Origin of the sequence: Coprobacter tertius, assembly GCF_024330105.1 — a bacterium.
Classification (GTDB): domain Bacteria; phylum Bacteroidota; class Bacteroidia; order Bacteroidales; family Coprobacteraceae; genus Coprobacter; species Coprobacter tertius.
This window is the reverse complement of record NZ_JANDHW010000013.1, coordinates 47,522-65,499: the sequence shown is the minus strand read 5'-3', so window position 1 is coordinate 65,499 and position 17,978 is coordinate 47,522. Positions and strand designations below refer to the sequence as shown.

The 17,978-nt window shown below is 39.0% G+C and carries 10 protein-coding genes; 5 read left to right on the top strand and 5 right to left on the bottom strand.

Features of this window, described 5'->3' with window-relative positions; translation table 11 throughout:
* Positions 1-9 precede the first annotated feature (9 nt).
* Positions 10-1,059 carry a linear amide C-N hydrolase gene (locus tag NMU02_RS11630; RefSeq protein ID WP_255028090.1) on the top strand — a complete coding sequence of 350 codons (1,050 nt, stop codon included), beginning with the start codon at positions 10-12 and terminating at the stop codon, positions 1,057-1,059.
* 81 nt (positions 1,060-1,140) lie between these two features.
* Here NMU02_RS11630 and fabD read toward each other — a convergent pair whose 3' ends face one another.
* Positions 1,141-2,019 (bottom strand): ACP S-malonyltransferase, encoded by an 879-nt coding sequence (fabD, locus tag NMU02_RS11625; protein ID WP_255028089.1) that lies wholly within the window; start codon positions 2,017-2,019, stop codon positions 1,141-1,143.
* Between the two features lie 138 nt (positions 2,020-2,157).
* On the opposite strand from fabD, the gene NMU02_RS11620 reads away from it, so the two are divergent.
* Together NMU02_RS11620 and tatC are read left to right on the top strand one after the other, a co-directional pair.
* Positions 2,158-2,358, top strand: a complete 201-nt coding sequence (locus NMU02_RS11620) for a Sec-independent protein translocase subunit TatA/TatB (protein WP_255028088.1) — start codon at positions 2,158-2,160, stop codon at positions 2,356-2,358.
* A gap of 90 nt (positions 2,359-2,448) precedes the next feature.
* Positions 2,449-3,261, top strand: coding sequence for a twin-arginine translocase subunit TatC (tatC, locus tag NMU02_RS11615; protein WP_255028087.1), 813 nt, complete (start codon positions 2,449-2,451; stop codon positions 3,259-3,261).
* A 262-nt stretch (positions 3,262-3,523) separates the two neighbouring features.
* On the opposite strand, the gene NMU02_RS11610 is transcribed toward tatC, so the two are convergent.
* Positions 3,524-8,059, bottom strand: a complete 4,536-nt coding sequence (locus tag NMU02_RS11610) for a glycoside hydrolase family 2 TIM barrel-domain containing protein (RefSeq protein WP_255028086.1) — start codon at positions 8,057-8,059, stop codon at positions 3,524-3,526.
* Between the two features lie 514 nt (positions 8,060-8,573).
* Here NMU02_RS11610 and NMU02_RS11605 point away from each other — a divergent pair.
* Positions 8,574-8,750 carry a BF3379 family histone-like protein gene (locus NMU02_RS11605; protein ID WP_255028085.1) on the top strand — a complete coding sequence of 59 codons (177 nt, stop codon included), beginning with the start codon at positions 8,574-8,576 and terminating at the stop codon, positions 8,748-8,750.
* Positions 8,751-8,839: 89 nt separating this feature from the next.
* Here NMU02_RS11605 and tamL read toward each other — a convergent pair whose 3' ends face one another.
* Positions 8,840-11,155: a translocation and assembly module lipoprotein TamL gene (gene tamL / locus NMU02_RS11600; RefSeq protein WP_255028084.1), complete on the bottom strand. Its 2,316-nt coding sequence runs from the start codon at positions 11,153-11,155 to the stop codon at positions 8,840-8,842.
* A complete protein-coding gene (locus NMU02_RS11595) occupies positions 11,152-15,867 on the bottom strand; it encodes a translocation/assembly module TamB domain-containing protein (RefSeq protein ID WP_255028083.1) in 4,716 nt (1,571 codons plus the stop codon). The genes tamL and NMU02_RS11595 overlap by 4 nt, the downstream gene beginning before the upstream one ends.
* A gap of 141 nt (positions 15,868-16,008) precedes the next feature.
* Here NMU02_RS11595 and NMU02_RS11590 point away from each other — a divergent pair, with 141 nt between their 5' ends.
* Positions 16,009-16,467 (top strand): PepSY-like domain-containing protein, encoded by a 459-nt coding sequence (locus tag NMU02_RS11590; RefSeq protein ID WP_255028082.1) that lies wholly within the window; start codon positions 16,009-16,011, stop codon positions 16,465-16,467.
* A gap of 91 nt (positions 16,468-16,558) precedes the next feature.
* Here NMU02_RS11590 and NMU02_RS11585 read toward each other — a convergent pair whose 3' ends face one another.
* Positions 16,559-17,830, bottom strand: a complete 1,272-nt coding sequence (locus NMU02_RS11585) for a type IX secretion system plug protein (protein ID WP_255028081.1) — start codon at positions 17,828-17,830, stop codon at positions 16,559-16,561.
* Positions 17,831-17,978 lie beyond the last annotated feature (148 nt).

Genomic DNA, 17,978 nt, shown 5'->3' with positions numbered 1-17,978 from the left:
TAGATATTTATGAATACAAAAAGTCGGATTGTCATAGCTGCGTTTTGGTTGTTTGCTGCAGGAGTTTTTACCCCCGATAGTAATGCGTGTACGCGCGCGGTATATTTGGGGCCTGATAATATGGTAGTTACCGGTCGTACAATGGACTGGAAAGAAGATGTACAGACCAATCTTTTTATTTTTCCCAGAGGGATCGAACGTAAAGGAGCAAAAACAGATCATACTATTTCCTGGACATCGAAATATGGCAGCGTAATTGCTGCCGGTTATGATATCGGGACTTCAGATGGTATGAATGAAAAAGGGTTGGTAGTAAATGTTCTGTTTCTTCCAGAAACATCTTATTATAGGCCGAATGATACACGACCGGTGATGGGATTGAGCATATGGGCACAATATGTTCTCGATAACTTTGCAACTGTTGACGAAGCAGTAGCCGAATTACAAAAAGAGACTTTTCGTATAGATGCTCCTGATCTGCCGAATGGCTCTAAATCTACATTGCATTTTTCTATTTCGGATGCGACGGGTAATAGTGCGATACTCGAATATATCGATGGTAATTTGCATATATATAAAGGTCGACAATATCAGGTAATGACTAATTCTCCTACATATGAGAAGCAACAAGCTATTAACGATTACTGGAAGCAGATAGGAGGGCTTGTTATGTTGCCGGGTACGAATAAGGCTCCCGATCGCTTTGTGAGGGCGTCGTTTTATATCGATGCATTGCCACAAACAAGCGATCCTTGGTCGGCGGCAGCAGGTGTATTTAGTGTGATGAGGAATGTTTCGGTACCGTTGGGGATTACTATTCCCGATCAACCGAGTATTTCATCTACCCGATGGCGTACGGTATCGGATCAAAAAGATAAGATATATTATTTCGAATCTACTTTAAGCCCCGATATTTTATGGGTTGATTTTAAAGATGTCGATTTTAAAGCAGGAGCGCCAATCAAAAAATTGATATTGACTAATGGCGAAGTTTATTCCGGAAATACAGCTGATAAATTCAAAAACGATAAAGGTCTCGATTTCCTTTTTGGTATTTGATTTTCTAAATAAAGCGGTATGGTTTAGATATAAAAATAAAAAACGTGGTCATTCGGCCACGTTTTTTATTTTTATATCTAATTATTGGAATCCATTAGTTGCAACTTCTTTATTTATCTTTTTTACAAGCCCTTGTAATACGGCTCCGGGACCAACTTCGGTAAACGAATTTGCACCATCGGCGGTCATATTCAATACCGATTGTGTCCAGCGAACAGGAGCTGTAAGCTGTGCAATCAGATTTTCTTTGATAATTACCGGGTCGGTTTCTGCTTTAGCATTGACATTTTGATAAACCGGACATTTCGGGGCTGAGATAGTCGTGTTTTTTATTGCTTCGGCCAGTTCGGCACGAGCAGGTTCCATGAGCGGAGAGTGGAAGGCACCCCCTACTTTTAACTTAAGAGCGCGTTTTGCACCGGCAGCCAGCATTTTTTCGCAAGCTTTGTCGATTCCTTCGATACTGCCTGAAATAACGATTTGTCCGGGGCAATTGTAATTGGCGGGAACGACAATATCGTCGATCGAAGCACAAATTTCCTCTACGGTATTATCCGGTAAAGCCAGTACGGCTGCCATTGTAGAAGGAGTTTTTTCACAGGCTTTTTGCATAGCCATGGCACGGGCGGCAACCAGTTTAACTCCGTCTTCGAAAGAAAGTGCTCCAGCGGCAACCAGCGCCGAGAATTCTCCTAAAGAATGGCCGGCTACCATATTGGGGTTGAAATCGTCTCCCATTGTTTTGGCAAGGATCACCGAATGTAAAAAAATGGCTGGTTGCGTTACCTTAGTTTGGCGTAGGTCTTCATCGGTTCCTTCAAACATAAGGTCTGTTATTCTGAATCCCAGTATTTCATTGGCTTTTTCAAACATTTCTTTGGCTTCGGGCATTGTATCGTAAAGGTTTTTACCCATCCCGACAAATTGAGCCCCTTGTCCGGGAAATATAAATGCTTTCATAAACTACTTTAATTATGGTTTGTTTTGATTATTTAGACGACAAAGGTAATCTTTTTACTTCTATTTAATTGTAATTTGCTAATATAAATTGTTACTTTTGTGGCATAAAAGGTATGCTAATATAATTTTTAAATAAAAATGGATACACTATTATTTTTAAATCTGGGTACCGGTGAAATCATTATCATCGTATTTGCTATTTTGTTACTTTTCGGAGGTAAAAAAATACCCGAATTGATGAAGGGGCTGGGAAAAGGCGTGAAAAGTTTTAAAGATGGAATGAAAGACGTTGAAGACCAGATAAACGGAGATGTAAACGATACGAACGATAAAAAATAAATACTTTATCGGATAATATTATTTGCGGGCGTGGCTGCATCGGCATGCCACGCCGTGTTTTTTTAATCACATTAAAAACAGGTTTATAGAATGTTGGAGATGGGTTTTTGGGATCACGTAGAAGCTTTGAGAAAAGTCATCTTACGTGCCTTAATTATAGTAGCGATATTATCGGGCGTTTTTTTTGCTTATATGACCGAATTATTCGATTCGGTTATATTGGCGCCGTGTTATTCCGATTTTATTTTGTATAAGTGGATATGCGGCTTGAGCCGGTATATTTCTTTTATTCCTGATTTTTGTAGTGACGATTTCGAAGTACATCTTATAAATATACAACTCGCTTCACAGTTTTTTATTCACATGAGTACTTCATTTTGGCTGGGAGTGGTATTTGCTTTTCCTTTTATAATATTTCAGATATGGAAATTTGTGAGTCCGGCACTTTATGAAAACGAAAAAAGGAATGCTCGTTTCGCATTTTTGGCAGGTAATACAATGTTCTTTATTGGTGTTGCTGTAGGATATTTGTTGGTTTTTCCGTTAACATTGCGTTTTTTAGCCGGTTATCATATCAGTGATTTAATTCCCAACCAGATTTCTCTTGATTCTTATATGGGAAATTTCCTAACAATGATATTTATTATGGGACTCGTTTTCGAATTACCATTATTATGTTGGCTTCTTTCTGCTATTGGTCTGTTGCATCGTTCTTTTTTCTCGAAATACAGGCGATATGCAATTGTGGGCTTGCTCGTTTTAGCAGCGGTAATCACTCCTTCGGGAGATCCGTTTACTCTTATGGTGGTATTCCTTCCTATTTATCTTTTATATGAAATAAGTGCTTTGTTTGTTAAAAAAGATGAGCCGGAAGAGGAGGAATTACTTGAAGATGTTAATTAGTTTTAATATCTGAGTTTTTCTGTTCGAAAACTATGTTATATAACATAAAGTCATTATATTTGCACTGTGTTTTTCATAGTATTAGATTTAAGGTTAACGAAGATTGGTTGTCGCGATGACAACCATTTCTTTTTTATATCTTTTCGATTTAAAAGAATTATTTGAAATAAGATTTTTCCAGGTTATATATTAAAAAAGGACGGTGTATCACCGTCCTTTTTATTTTTTCGATAAGGTACAATCTTTGTACCTGTAATCGGTATTAGTGTTGTAGTATTATTTTATATACGTTTTTCGTACCGGTATTTACTGTAATAAAGTATATGCCTGCAGGATAATTTAGCTCTAATGTAGTGTTACCGGTCGATTTATAAATGGCAAGTATCTGTCCGGAGATATCTTGGACGTTAATGATACATTCGACTGGTGATTTTACATTAACCGTACCTTTTGATAATGTCGGATAAACAGATATGCCTGAAATTTCGTTTACCTGTATATCGCTCGGATCTTCTATTTCTTCTATTTTCCAAATGGCTCCGGAACTTTTATCGGCATAAATATATGATCCGCTTGTTGTTCTGTCGAGGTTTATATAATTCCAAGTTTGCCAAACTCCACGAAGTTTACAGGTGTTGTTTTCTAACATTTCTATCTGTATCTGCCCGTTTTTATCTTTTAATGCTCCCGAAACGCAACGCCAATTGTCGTTTTGATTAATGAAATAGTTGTTTACACGCACATTATAATAAGAAGTAAATCCGTTTATGGGTGTAAAGTCAAATATGAAACGGTCATCGGTTTTATCCAGAGGATTAATACAGAAATCTCCTTCATACTTGGCCGTCTTATCCGGAAGCCTTTGTAGATAGAGGCCTGACATGACATGTTTGATATAATATTTTTCATCTTTTTTTATTTCCTGTAATTTGGTTGTGATCGGGTCGACGATTTCAGAGGCTTCTATTCCCAATTCTGCGGCGGCAGCCCATTCCCTGTCATACGCTTCCGATTTTACGATCAATTTGAAATAACGAGCCGTAGGTTTTGAAGTTATCGGAACATATTGAATTGCCGTATTATTTTCGAATTCTCCTTTTGCGGCTGAAGACCCCCAGGCTTTAGGATCGTTACTGAAATATATTTCGTATTCCTTGATTCGTCCATGATCGTTGTCGTCGCCTCTTCCCTGATATATGAATTTTTCGATACGGTAAGTATCTTTCATATCTACGACAATTTCATGGGGGGGCTTTGGTGCTGTACCGCTCCAACGAGTATGCCAGAATGTATCTGCATCGTCATCGATCGCTTTGGTAGCATCATTTCCATTTTCCTGACTCGAATAACTGATAACTTTCCAGTCCGATTTATCGACAAGAAGGTAAAAATCTTCACTGGTCGTTATACTTTTAGAATAGGCATCGGCTTCGCAGTACGCTCTGATATTTCCTCCTGCCAGCAGTTCGAAAGGAGCTTCGTAAAGTTGGAATTCTTCTTCGTCTTTACTGAAATAGATGCGAGCATCGGGAGTCGTTGTCGTAAGTTTTATTTTACCTTGTTTATCTCTTTCGATAGTAACCGGTGCACAAATCGGCAATGCGATACGAGCCATTTCAGACAGCTTATCGTTATCGGGATTTCCGGAAACTGGCAAAATGATAAAATTGAAATTCGTTTTTTTAGACTTTAATTCATATTTTTCCAAAACATCGGGACCGCAACTTGCATTTCCTAAGGCACGCATTTCTGCATTAAGGTAAATAACGGTGTTTTCACAGAATTTCTTTTTAGCTTCATAGGGATGTTTCGATCGGTTGTTACGGTTAATATAAATATCTTCTGGACGGAAATGAGTGGCAGAAGCCGACATGTTTCCCGATGCTATGAACAATAATCCGCTTCCGGAATTATCCGTTAAACTCATCCAACGCACATCTTCTTTATTGCCTGTTTCTTGGGGAAGCACGTATTTTTCCCATTGTTCTGTTACGGTACTGTTATATACTCCTTCGAAACATGCTTCTTTTCTATCGTTATACGATTCCCATGGGCCGCGTCCGAACCAAGTTAGGTTTTCGAATTCTTTGGGCATTTCCAACCGGAATCCTATTCTGGGTAAAATGCTGTTTTTTACTGTGGGATCGATTACCGAACTGACAAAAATCGTCCCATCACTCATTACTTTGAAGAGTACCTGCGTTTTAAATGTATTAGGAGATTTTCCCGAGTAGGTATTTACAAAATTAAGGTCGACGGCATTATCAGTCTCTTCAAAGCTACAAGATATGTTTTTTACCGACAGATTGCGTAATCCTATATCGTCCCATCGCCAGGTTTGTTCTTTATCATTTTCTGTCGGGAGACGGAACAGGTTAAGTGCTAACGGTTTATTTATGATTTGCTGTTCGTTAAAAGTATAACTGTTAAGGCTTCCGTTCAATTTTGAAAATACAGCGGTAAAGTTGGGCCCATGTACTTTAATAGTTATCGAATTTTCTTCAACGGTGAGTTGGTTATTCTCTTGTACCTGATAGATCGGTTTAACCGCCCCTTTTAATCTAATTTGTTCTCCGGCTACTTCATAGTTGGCATCGGCCCACCAAGTTTGGTTTTTCTGATATGCATTGAATCTGATAAAATATTCTGCTTCGGGTTTGGCATCAGACGGTAATGCATTTTCTATTGTAATTTCTTTAGTTTCTCCAGCAGGGATAATAATATCCAGTTTTTCGGTTTTTAATTTTTTGCCATCTTCGTAGATCGAATAATAAATATCTAAATCTTCTGTCGATTTAAAGGCCAATTTACTTTTGAGTACAAACGTTTTGCCATCTTCTTTTATCGCGAAATCGATCGGTTGATATATTTTCTTTGTATTGTAAGATTTGGCGGAAAGAGTGTAATCTGCAAAAATAACTCCATTCGTACAAAATGTTCCGTCATTGGGATTATCCCCGAAATCACCTCCGTATGCCCAATAAAATTCATCTTTTGAGTTTGGTACAGGCATTTTTAATCCCTGGTCTTTCCAGTCCCAAATAAATTCACCGGTTAAAGAAGGATATTTTTCATATAAGTCGAAATAGTCACGTACGTTTCCCATCGCATTTCCCATCGCATGACTGTTCTCACAATGTATATGAGGACGTGGTTTCGATTCGTTCAGACGACTTTCTCCTACACTTTTTATCCAGTCGACGCTCGAGTACATGCTACTAGTCACATCGCTCCACTGACTGTTTCCCTGATAATGAGTAAGACGGGTTTTGTCCAAAGCTTTTATGGCTTGTTCTACATATTGGAAGTTATTTCCTCCTCCCGATTCGTTTCCGTAAGACCACATGAATATAGACGGGTGATTGCGAAAGCGTTTTACATGATTCTGGTTACGCTCTACCATCGGTTTACGGAAAATAAGAACATCGGACAGCCCCATATTTCCATGACATTCTATATTAGCTTCGGCTAAAACATACAAGCCGTATTTATCACAGAGATCATAAAAGTAAGGATTGTTGGGGTAGTGTGAAGTTCTTACGGCATTTATATTCAGACGTTTCATCATTTTTATGTCATTTTCCATTTCTTCTTTTGAAACAGTACGTCCGTTTTCTTCACTATGATCGTGACGGTTTACCCCATGAAATACCATGCGTTTTCCGTTAATTAACAGCTCTCCTTTGTTTCCCACTTCTATTTTACGGAAACCCACTTTGTTTCCTCTGATATCTAAAACATTCTCTCCGTCTTTGAGTGTGATTACAAGATCGTAAAGATTAGGCGTTTCGGCACTCCACTTATCCGGTGCAGAGACATTCATTTTGAGAGTATTAACACCTATGCTCGGAGATTCTAACTCTTCTTGTGCGATAATTGTAGTACCTTGCATGATTTTGGCAGACAGAGTCGCTGATGATAAAGCTGGTCCTTCCAGTTTTACATCTAAAGTGACTGTTGCATCGGTATATAATTCGTCGAGATCGGCTTGGAAAAAATAATCGCGAATTTGTGTCTTGGGGGCGGACCACAAAAATACATCTCTACTGATACCGGATAGACGCCAGAAATCCTGACATTCTAAGAATGAACCACTGGAAAAACGATAAACCTGTACGGCAATAACATTAGTTTCGTCTTTTTTCACATAATCGGTTATTTTAAATTCTGAAGGAAGATAAGAGTCTTCGGAATATCCGACTTGATGTTCGTTTACCCAAAGGTAATATCCCGGACCGGCCCCGTTGAAACGAACGTAAATTTCTCTTCCGTCCCATTCTTCTGGAATCGTAAATTCACGTCGATAACTTCCTATCGGGTTTTTCATATTGTTGTTATATGTAAAATCAGAACGGGGACTTTCCTGAATTTTATAGGTTTCGGAGTTATAGGTAAAAGGATAGCTGGTATTTACATACAAAGGTTTATCCCAATTTTTATTGTTTCTTACGCCATAAACCTGCCAGACAGATGGTACATCGATATTATCCCAGTCGGCATCATTGAAATCCATTCTGTAAAAGTCGGTTACCTTGGCTGCCGGATCTTTGGCCCAGTGGAATTTCCATACGCCGTTTAGAGATATGAAATAAGGAGATTCTTCGATGCTTTTAGTTTGTAAATCGTCCTCTGATGAAAAAGGAATACCGACTGTGCACGACTCTTCTTTACCGATTTGAGTGACCGAAACATCGTTCCATTCCGTTCCATTCCATATTTCTTGTCCGAAAGAATGAGTCGGAGTACATAAAAGGCAGATTAACAGCCATTTCCGATATCTTTGTAAGGTTGTTTTCATACATATTAGATTTAATGTTTATGTAATTGTATTGGTAAAATATTTATATTTTGTAGTTTAGAGTTTATTTTTATCGATGAAATAAGAAGCATATAAATATCGTATTGTATATGTAATATAAGCTGTTTAAATATATACAGGCCGAACCGATATTATGGATGATTTGTTGAAAATACTTTTATGATTTTCTATTTTTCAAAATAATTTTCGATGATGTGCATTAGATTTGTGATGTATGTTGTATAGGGTAATTATTCAGGTTAACGATAATTTTTCATGTGTTTACAAATATAATGACTTTTCTTGACAATTGCTCGAATAAGTGTAAAAAATAATATAATAAGAATTTCTTATTCAATGCAGAAGTATTGTGTTGGTGTGAAATGTACTTTTTGCACTTTCAGGTTATTGTAAACAGATTTTTTTAATCAAAAAAAGAGTCAAAAAATATATTTGTGAGTAAAAAATCATGATTTATTTTTATATTTGCCTCGAATCGAAATAAAAATTTATTATGAAAGAGTTAGTAGATAAAATCCAGTCATTGATTGGTGACTTCAAAAAAGATGCAGGTTTGCAACTTGAAAATGGAAATAAGGCGGCAGGCGTACGTGCTCGTAAAGCTTCTCTCGAGATTGAAAAATTGATGAAAGAGTTCCGTAAAGCATCTATTGACGAAGCAAAGAAATAAGTTCTGATTTTTTACAGAATGAATTTTTAAGGGTGTCTCGAAAAGACATCCTTAATTTTTTTAAAATAAATAATTATATACGAGCATTATCAGAACGGATATCCGATGGCTAAATGGAATCCGAGACTGTTTTTAAAATTCGACATATTATAGTATCCTGATTTTTCAGGATTGGGATAAGGAGAGTGTATCCCGATTCCTAAATCGGCACGTAAAACGAGGTAACTGATGTCATAGCGTAGTCCGAATCCCGTACCGAGGGCAATATCTTTTGCGAATGTTTTCATTTGTAATTCTCCGCCCGGACGTTTCGGGTCTTTTTGCAATAACCAGATGTTACCTGCATCGAGAAAAACGGCTCCATGCAGACCTCCGATGATTTTAAAACGGAACTCGGCATTGGCTTCGAGTTTAAAATTACCGGTTTGGTCGAAATATCCATTCGGATCGTTTACCGGCGGACGGTAACTTCCCGGTCCTAACGAACGAATTGTAAATGCTCGGATACTATTGGCTCCACCGATATAAAATTGTTCGCTATATGGCATTACTTTAGAATTGCCGTATGCATGCCCTGCTCCTATAAGGAAACGGGTAGCCAACCAATTATCGCCCCAAAGCCGGCGATAATATTTAAATTCAGTCGATCCTTTTATAAATTGGGAAAATTGATTTCCGAATAATTCTTTTTCTCCTTTTTTCCCAGCCAGATCCATAATTCCGGCTAAAATATTTCCGGCTGATGTAGCCGATGTTTGCCAAAATATGCGATTGTTTCCGTTGCGTCCAAAAGAACGGTCAAAGGTATAGGTATATCCGACAGTCGGGATAAACTGATTTCTGAAACTTAATGCGATAGCAGGATTCTCATTCAGTGTATTGTCAAAGGAAGAAGTCGTATTTAGTAGTTTATTGTAAATCAGTTTAACCGGGGTTACCGTATGGAAACTGTATGGTGAACTCTGGAAATCGTAATTCATCGATAGGTTGAACTGAATCATGCGGAAAAAATGAGGGCGGTTCATCAGGTCGGCTCCTAACTGGAAATAAGTACGAGCCGGATAACGCCGGTTCTTTTTGCGTTGCATTTTGTAAGGAATCAGTACACGGGGAAAGGATAGGGTCCCATTTAACCCGAACTCGTATGAATTCAGTAAGGATGATTTGGCGCCTGCCGGTTTTTTCCCGGTTTGCCATTCATAAGAACCGTTAAGCTTTACCGCCAATATTTCTCCGGCTCCGAAAAGATTTTTTTTACTGACGCCGAATGTAATCTGCGGTCCTATAAAACTGTTCGATTTGGAAGATACGTCGACTTCGAATTCCGACTCGAGAGGAACGTCGAAAGCTGCGTCGATAGAAACGTCGAGAGAATCTTTTCCTTTGAGTGAATCAAGAGGCGTAACGTCGAGATTTACATACCTGAAAATATTCAGTTTACTTAAGTTGGTTTGTGTCAGGTTTTGTTGTTCTACCGAATAAATGTTTCCGGGCTTTAGCGTAATATTGGCGGGTAGAACGAATTTGCGTAAATGCATCGGTTTCTGGTAAACGACAGTCAGGTCTTTGTAGAAAAGCGAATCGATCTGACCTTTTCCTGTCGCACTCGACAGAGAGACATCTACGTTTCCTACTTTGTATGCATTTAGAGCCGGTGCTGGTATTCCTTTCCCAAGTACCATACGTAGACTCACTGTTTTGGGTTTTTGAGTCGTATCGGCTAAGTATTCGATATATTCGGGTCTGAAATAATAATATCCTTTATTACGGGCAACTGTGGTTATGCGTGTACGTTCTGCCGAAAGCGTATCGAGGTTGTATTGAGCTCCTTTTCTGATCAGAGATTTTTTCGATAGACTGTCGATAAGTTCGGTAAGCGGTGTTACAGGAGTCGGAAATTCTATACTATCGTAGAACGACGGGGTAGGGACCTCTACCCAATAACGTATCTTTGCCATTTTACGGTTTTTTTTAGAATATACCAGCTCATATTGACAATGAGCCCCGAAATAACCGTAGTTAGCCAAAATATCATCGACGACTTTTACTCGTACTTCGGGTTTCACTCCTGATATTAAAATCGGTTCTTTTGCAAATTTTTCATAAAACCAATGTTTAAATCCTTTGTCTTTTTTTGGTTTCATATGGTTATATACCCATAATCCGATCGGGAAGGGAGTCCTCCAGTATGCGCCTAAAAATGAGTTGTTGGGTTTTACCAAAAGTGGAGCTTTTATTGCCGATTTTACATTTCCCGGTACTTCAAGACTGTCGACTCCTGTAATTTCTATTTTTTTTACACCGGTGTACAAAATCTCCTCTTCTCCCAGCCGGCTGGTGGTAGAGCAAGCTGCCATAAGAATAAGCAACAGCAGCATTATACCGGTGAATATCCTGGTTTTCATTTTGTATTTTGCTTCGGTTTGCGGCTGATACGGAATAACTCGCTCAGTCTGAATAATTTCTTTCGTACGACAAAACCGACTCCGGTTTCTGTTATTTCTCCTTCGAGAATACTCTCGTAACCGGTATGCCTGAAAATTTTTATGAGCATATTTTCTCGTTTATCGAGCATATACTCGAGAGAAACGTCGTCGATGAGGTTTTCTTTTAAATTTTGATTTGCATCGTCATCGGGACTGAAACTACCGCCGATAACGACTTTAAAACGGTCGTTGAACAGAGTTTTCGATACTTGATAAGAATAGTCGGTACGTGTTCCGTTAGCACCGGCAGTTTGGTCGTCATAAGTATCGATTCCGAAACTTACATCGACATTTTTCAGATTGTTTTGTGCCCATTGGTTAAGTTCTTTTTGAATGAAGGAGTTTAGCGGATTGCCACTTATCAGGCTTCCTTTGGTTTCACTGCCCGGCCCGGTATAAGTATTGTATATCATCAGGTTCATCGCCTGTGTTGCTCGTTGTTCGGCTGTCATCGATTGCAATTCGTTTTGTATAGTCAGGTCTTCCGGAGCCGATACATCAAAGGTGATCGCTAAATTTTCGAGCGTATTACGTATATTTATACTGACATTGAAGTTTACGGTCCGGGTATTCTTGCCATCTTCCGAAACACTTATTCTTAATGGCTCTATGGCCGTTATATTCATTGCCGGATCGGCAATATTCCCGGTCCAGCTTACATAGCTACCTTGTTGGATATTGAATATTTTTTCCGAGATGATAGGCGGATTGTATCTTACGGTACCCCCTGTAAGTTCATATCTTCCGGTAAAACGGCTATCCCCTAATGTATTCATCGAATAGGTAAGATTACCTCCACCTTGCAGATTGATGCGATTTTGCCCGTCGGCCGACAGGTTTACTGCTACTTTTACCGAATTGGCGATATTTACATTAACGAGAATATCCATACCGCTGATCCGTTTTACGGGCATTGTATCTGCTTCTTCTACCTCGGTCGTATCGTTAAAAGAAACGAACGTGACCATATTTTGGTTTTCCTGTTTTATGTCGAGTGGAGAATCCTGCATAACGTAAGTAACATCGGTACCGTTTAGTAAACCGACGTCACCACGTAAGCTTAGTCCTTCGATCGGGCCTTTTACAGTAATATTAAGATCGGCGAATGCTTTACCATATACCATCGATTTACGGTTACGGGAAACATTAACCATCTGGAATTCGTTGGCTGTAATGCTCAGGTCGGTCATCATTCTCGAGAAGTCGTGCATATCGACGTGCCCGTTAATTTGTAACGGTTTCTTATTCGGGCCGATAATCGCAAATTTATTAAATAAGAGATCGTTTTCTTTTATAATTATCTTTTCTGTAGATAGAGTAAATGACGTGCCTATCATGGGTATTGCTATTCCGGTTGATGCAAATTGCAGGTATCCATCCACAATGGGGGTATTGCCGGTTCCTGAAATTTTCATTTCACCGTTCAGGTTACCCGAAAGGGTAACCATATCTTGTAAGAAGGCATTGGCAGATGCCAGAGGGAATCCTGGTATACTCACGGTAAGATCAATCGGATTATCTGATTTTCCATCGTAACTACCGTCGATATTCAGGACTTTTTGTTTATCAATAGACATATCTGCACGCGCAATCTGTTTTCCGCTGTTATCGAGCTGATAATTTATGTCGAAAAGGATGTCTCCGACACGTTGTTTGGCATAACTGAGGTTTTCAATCGAAAGGTTTCCTGAGGCTTCTACCTGTTTTTCGGGGAGGAACAGGACAAGATCAGTCGAAAGTATTCCACCGATAGGAGGAGCAAAAGGTGAAATACTGAGTATCGAAGCTATATCGAGACCGTTGATGAGTACATTCAGAGAACCTTGTTTACCTGTAATTTCGTCTGCTGAACGCAGAACCACGCTTTTGTTAACTGCTTTCATTTCGAGATCGGCCGACAGGCGATTATCGAAATAGTAATTAAAAAAGTTATTGTTATTTACTGTCCAAGGTTCGAATCCGAGTATAGGGTCGGGTAGTATCGATACGTGTACGAGGCTGTCGCGCAGCCAAGCGTTCATGCCGAAATCGAAGCCTTCTTGCCCGGCCCGGTTTCGTTGATGGCACTGGATGAGGACATGGTTGGTTTCGATATATCCCGACATACCCACCTGTGCGGCCTGATCGAGATTTCCGGGAGCGTTTCCGATATGCAGGTTATAATCGATATGTTCTTTGTGCTGGTCCATGGTTAAACGTATCGTATCGACTCTGATTCCTCCCGTTTCGAATCGGTCGATTGCGGCATTGAACATAAATGGATCTTTTTCAGAGTCGGAAATGGCGATTTTACCTTCTTTAAATCCTATTCCTGAAGATTTTAGCAGACTTTTTATAAATTTATTCGTTTTCGCCGAGGCTGAAATCGAGAAAGGAGGAAGCATTTGCTCGAGTTTATAGATATTATATTTTGATGTTTTTTGCTGCTCCTCGAGTTCTCGTTCTATTGCGGCAAACTGGGAAGTAAGTGTGTCTATTCCTACAGTCGTTGAAAAATCTGCTTGCAAGTCGTCGCCCGTAATGCTGGCTTTTATATGATCGTTGTCCATAGATCCGGTAACGATCAGACTGTTAAGCTTATTTGTCTGATCCCCTAAAGTAAGCATCATTTGTCCGATGCGTGTATCTATTTCATAGGCTCCTTTTTCGGTTGCAGCACCTTTGGCTTCCAAATCGAATGATAGGGCGAGAGGTGTGGGAGAAAATCCCATTTTTTGAAAGTTTATCTGTTTTATTGATCCATTTATACTTCCCTCGTAGCGCTCTTTCGAGAGAAAGCCTTTTAATCCGAGATTAATCTGTGCGGCACTGTCGGTACTTACTACTTCTCCGGTTATTTTTTGATCGAGTAAAGCTGCGGATATGGAAATGCCATTGTAGGTATATTTTTTATAATCGATGCGTTCTGCTTTTAATGAAATGTCGCTATGGGTATGTGTCGAGAAGAAATTGAATCCTTTTCCTGCGGCAGCAATTCGTAAAGATACGACTCCGATAGAATCATATGGGAGAAATTGAGCTACCGATAATGAGTCGGAAATGAGTTTTATGTCATAGGATTCGGTTTGAGGATCGAACAGACCGTTTAAAGAAATACTTCCACCTCCCGACGTAAACCGTATGTCGGGATAATATTTGCTCCCGGATATTTTAGCCGAACCGTAAAGGTGCATGTTATCGGGTATATTGATGCGTTTTTGTAATAAGGTATCTGGCAATAAATCTGTTATGAATCCCATATGGATAAAATCTCCGTTGAAATGTACATCACCCGATATTTTTTTCATATCGTAGATTGTTTGTAATTTACCATTTGCCGAAATCTGGCATCGACCCGGTATCGAAGCGGATATTGACGGTATATTCAGAGATCCGAAATCTCCATCTGCATCTATTTCACAATGAATTTTTTCGATAGGAAGCAGCCCCAGTTGTTTCCGCATGTCAGGATATAAGAGGTATAAATCTTCGGGTCCGAAATCGGTTTTCAGATGCGCTGAGAGAGGTGTTCGGGCTTGTATTCCTGTCGTGCCAGGCATGCCCATATGAGCGTTGGCGCTGATGGAAGAATTGGCGGTTTGTAAAATAAAATTACGTAGCGATAAGGCCGTCGAGTCCATAGAGAAACTACCGTAGCTTTGTACTATCGATAACCCAGAACGTTCGGTAAGTGATAGATGCCTGAGATCGGCTTTAACTTCCGCTCCTCGATTATAAAGAGAATCTACGGTTATATTAATATTTGTAGCCGATATATAATTCAGATCGAAACCCGGCTGTGGGGCATAAGAGATAAGTCCGTAAGTAGCCTGATTATCGGTCAGTTTTATCTGTGATACTTTTACTACCCATGGTTCCGAATTTTCAATAGAATCGGTAGGCTGTTCTGCTTCTGTTTTTGTGACGGAAACGGTATCGGTAAGATAACTGTATATGCCTTGGTCAATAGTGATAGAGTTTACGTCTACCGTCTGATGTCCCAAATCTACCGATCCGTCCTGTAACATCGCTTTGCCGAGATGTACGGTAAGATGCATATTTTGGGGATACATCTGCATTCCGAAATCGATATTGTTCAATGAGAGTTTTTTTACATCGATGGCCCATGCTGCATTTCCCGATTTTTTTTGAGTAGTGTCTGGAGGGCTTTCTCCCAATTTCAGATTTACCCATCCGTCGGTAAGTATAAGGCGAGGTATTCTTGCTCTTTCTGTTTTTAAATCTGCGGAATTCACCGAGAGAATGAGCCGTTCTACATCGCCGTCGATTTCCATATTGGAGGTAGTATCGGCAAATGAAAATTTTACGTCGCTAAAAAGAAGTTTGTTTATCTTAATTTCTTTATGCAATAACGGAGAAAGTGTGACATCTAACCTTAAAGAACGTGCCGAGAAAAGCGTATCGCCTGGGTTTAAGACAATACGGCTGTTATCGATAACGAGGTCGAATGGAAATGAGAGGCGTAGCCTTTCGATAGAGATTTCGATTTCATATTTTTCGGTAACATATTGTGTCGCAGTGTCTTTAGCCCAGTTTTGTATAAAAGGAATATAAAAAAGTACCGGTAGCAAAAGCACCAGTAAAAATAAGCTGAAGATCAACCACAATATATATTTTAAAACCTTCCCCATTCGGAATTCATTACTGAAAACAAATATAAAAAAAATCTCACGATCTACTCTGTCATAAGAGAGTTTAAGTGTTTGGATATTTTAATAAACATCTTGGCTCGCCGTTTGTTTGTAAAGATATAACATTAAATATTTAGTAGAATGAAAAAAGTTGTATTGGCCTTTGCTTTGTTATTCGGGTCGTTATGCATAGCCTCGGCTGCTGTGACAGATAACGATCGCATTCCGTACGATAAACTGCCCACAGCAGCTCGTACTTTTATTGAAAAGACCTTCCCGGGGGTAAATGCTGTAAAATGTGAAAAAGAGAAAGGTTGGACTCAATATGATGTCCGATTATCTAATGGGGTTGAAATAGAGTTCGACAGAGCTGGAAACTGGTTAGAGATAGAAAGTAATAATGGTCCGTTTACGATGATGATGCTTAACCTCTTGCCTTCTAAAGCTGTAAATTATATTAATACTAATTTCAACGGGCAAGGGGTAAAAAAGGTAGAACGTAAGCGCAATGGTTATGAGGTAAAAGTGATGACAAATCCCAAAACCGAAGTAAAATTCGATAAAAACGGAAATTTTTCATCACAAAAGATAGATGATTAATGTAAACTAAGAATATTTATGAAAAAGGGCAATCGTACTAAAATACCGTATTGCCTTTTTTATATATAAATACCTGAAAAATATCGTATTTTTATTTACCCGAGAAAATACGGCCGATCCCTACCAGCCTGTCGTATCTTTCTTGTCGTCCCCTTTGGTAAACCTTTATAAGATATTCGTTGCCGGTTTCGAAGAAGTTTCCTTCTATGACTCCCGGAGTCGCTTTTGAAGCTCCTTTCGGTAGAAACAAGTATTGATAATTATAAGAACCTTGCTTCAGATACATATCCTTTTCGTATCGGCGGGTTTCCTGATTGTAAATCATTCGATTCCATTCGTTATATTGCCCGTTTGTAAATTCCCCGTCGATGTAAATATCGCCGTTCATTAACGGATTGTCATAATCGAGAGAGAAATGAACGACAAAATAATCCGATTCCGTATCGTTATCATCTGCATCACTTTGCCGTATGGTAAAGTGTCCGTATTGTGTCTGGTCGAATGTATAATTATTCGTATATCTTGGTTTATCAGGAAATAGGCTTACATGATAATAAGGGTCGTAATAACGTATGTTTTCCACATTAAGACCTGGATATCTCGTATTTACCATTTCGAACCGACGATATTCGTTTCCGGCTTCGAAAATGAGTTGGGGTGTGTGCCCGAAAACCAGTTCGTTATTTTTTACATAAAGTGGTTGGGTAAGCACGGCCTCGGTGTCTCTTCGGTTGTTTTGTGAAATATGTACTCTTAAATCATTTCGAGGATCTTGTATATAATGGTGTGGATATTGTATCGAAAATTCGAGTTGTTGATGCGCTTTGTTGTAATCGATGTCGGTACGGGTGGTTACCATGGCTGGCACCGATACTTTGTTTTCATAAACCGAAAAACAGGCATATAAAATCGGGTTGTCCGGATAATTTTCAGGGAATACGACCAGAGCATAATTTCCCGATACTTTAAACTGGAATTGTTCGTTTGGAATCGTTATGCTGTAATGTACGTAATTACGGTATGTATTAAACGAAAGTTCGCCTTCTTCTACTGTATTCACATTAAAACCGTCGATGTATTCGATATCGGTGAGTTGAGACTGTGTCCAGTCGGCATTACAGTGAATGAGTTTATAGTTTAAAAATTCGGTTTCGTCAGCAAATATATCGAAAGAGATTTCGATCTTTTCATCGCTACCCAATTTAATTACCGGGGGAAAATACGATTTTTCAGGAACGCGTAAACGTATGGTATGTACGGCTGGATGTATCGCTTTTGTATGGTAAACGGTCTTTTGTGAAAAGACCGGAAGACATGTTATATTAGCGATAAACGCTATAAATATTAAAAGGGTCGTTCGCATCTGATTATGCTATAGTTTACCATACAAACATAATAAAATTATTGTACATATGGCGTAAATTATCTAAAAACAATGAAGATGTGGAGTGAGTTTCATAAATCCTATGTATCTTTACAAAATCAAAAAAACATTACAAAAAACAAAAATA

Excerpts from the sequence above, each read along its gene's own strand:
- NMU02_RS11610 (WP_255028086.1), bottom strand. The coding sequence starts at position 8,059 with ATGAAAACAACCTTACAAAGATATCGGAAATGGCTGTTAATCTGCCTT.
- NMU02_RS11590 (WP_255028082.1), top strand. The coding sequence starts at position 16,009 with ATGAAAAAAGTTGTATTGGCCTTTGCTTTGTTATTCGGGTCGTTATGC.
- NMU02_RS11595 (WP_255028083.1), bottom strand. The coding sequence starts at position 15,867 with ATGGGGAAGGTTTTAAAATATATATTGTGGTTGATCTTCAGCTTATTT.
- tatC (WP_255028087.1), top strand. The coding sequence starts at position 2,449 with ATGTTGGAGATGGGTTTTTGGGATCACGTAGAAGCTTTGAGAAAAGTC.
- fabD (WP_255028089.1), bottom strand. The coding sequence starts at position 2,019 with ATGAAAGCATTTATATTTCCCGGACAAGGGGCTCAATTTGTCGGGATG.
- tamL (WP_255028084.1), bottom strand. The coding sequence starts at position 11,155 with ATGAAAACCAGGATATTCACCGGTATAATGCTGCTGTTGCTTATTCTT.
- NMU02_RS11630 (WP_255028090.1), top strand. The coding sequence starts at position 10 with ATGAATACAAAAAGTCGGATTGTCATAGCTGCGTTTTGGTTGTTTGCT.
- NMU02_RS11585 (WP_255028081.1), bottom strand. The coding sequence starts at position 17,830 with ATGCGAACGACCCTTTTAATATTTATAGCGTTTATCGCTAATATAACA.
- NMU02_RS11605 (WP_255028085.1), top strand. The coding sequence starts at position 8,574 with ATGAAAGAGTTAGTAGATAAAATCCAGTCATTGATTGGTGACTTCAAA.
- NMU02_RS11620 (WP_255028088.1), top strand. The coding sequence starts at position 2,158 with ATGGATACACTATTATTTTTAAATCTGGGTACCGGTGAAATCATTATC.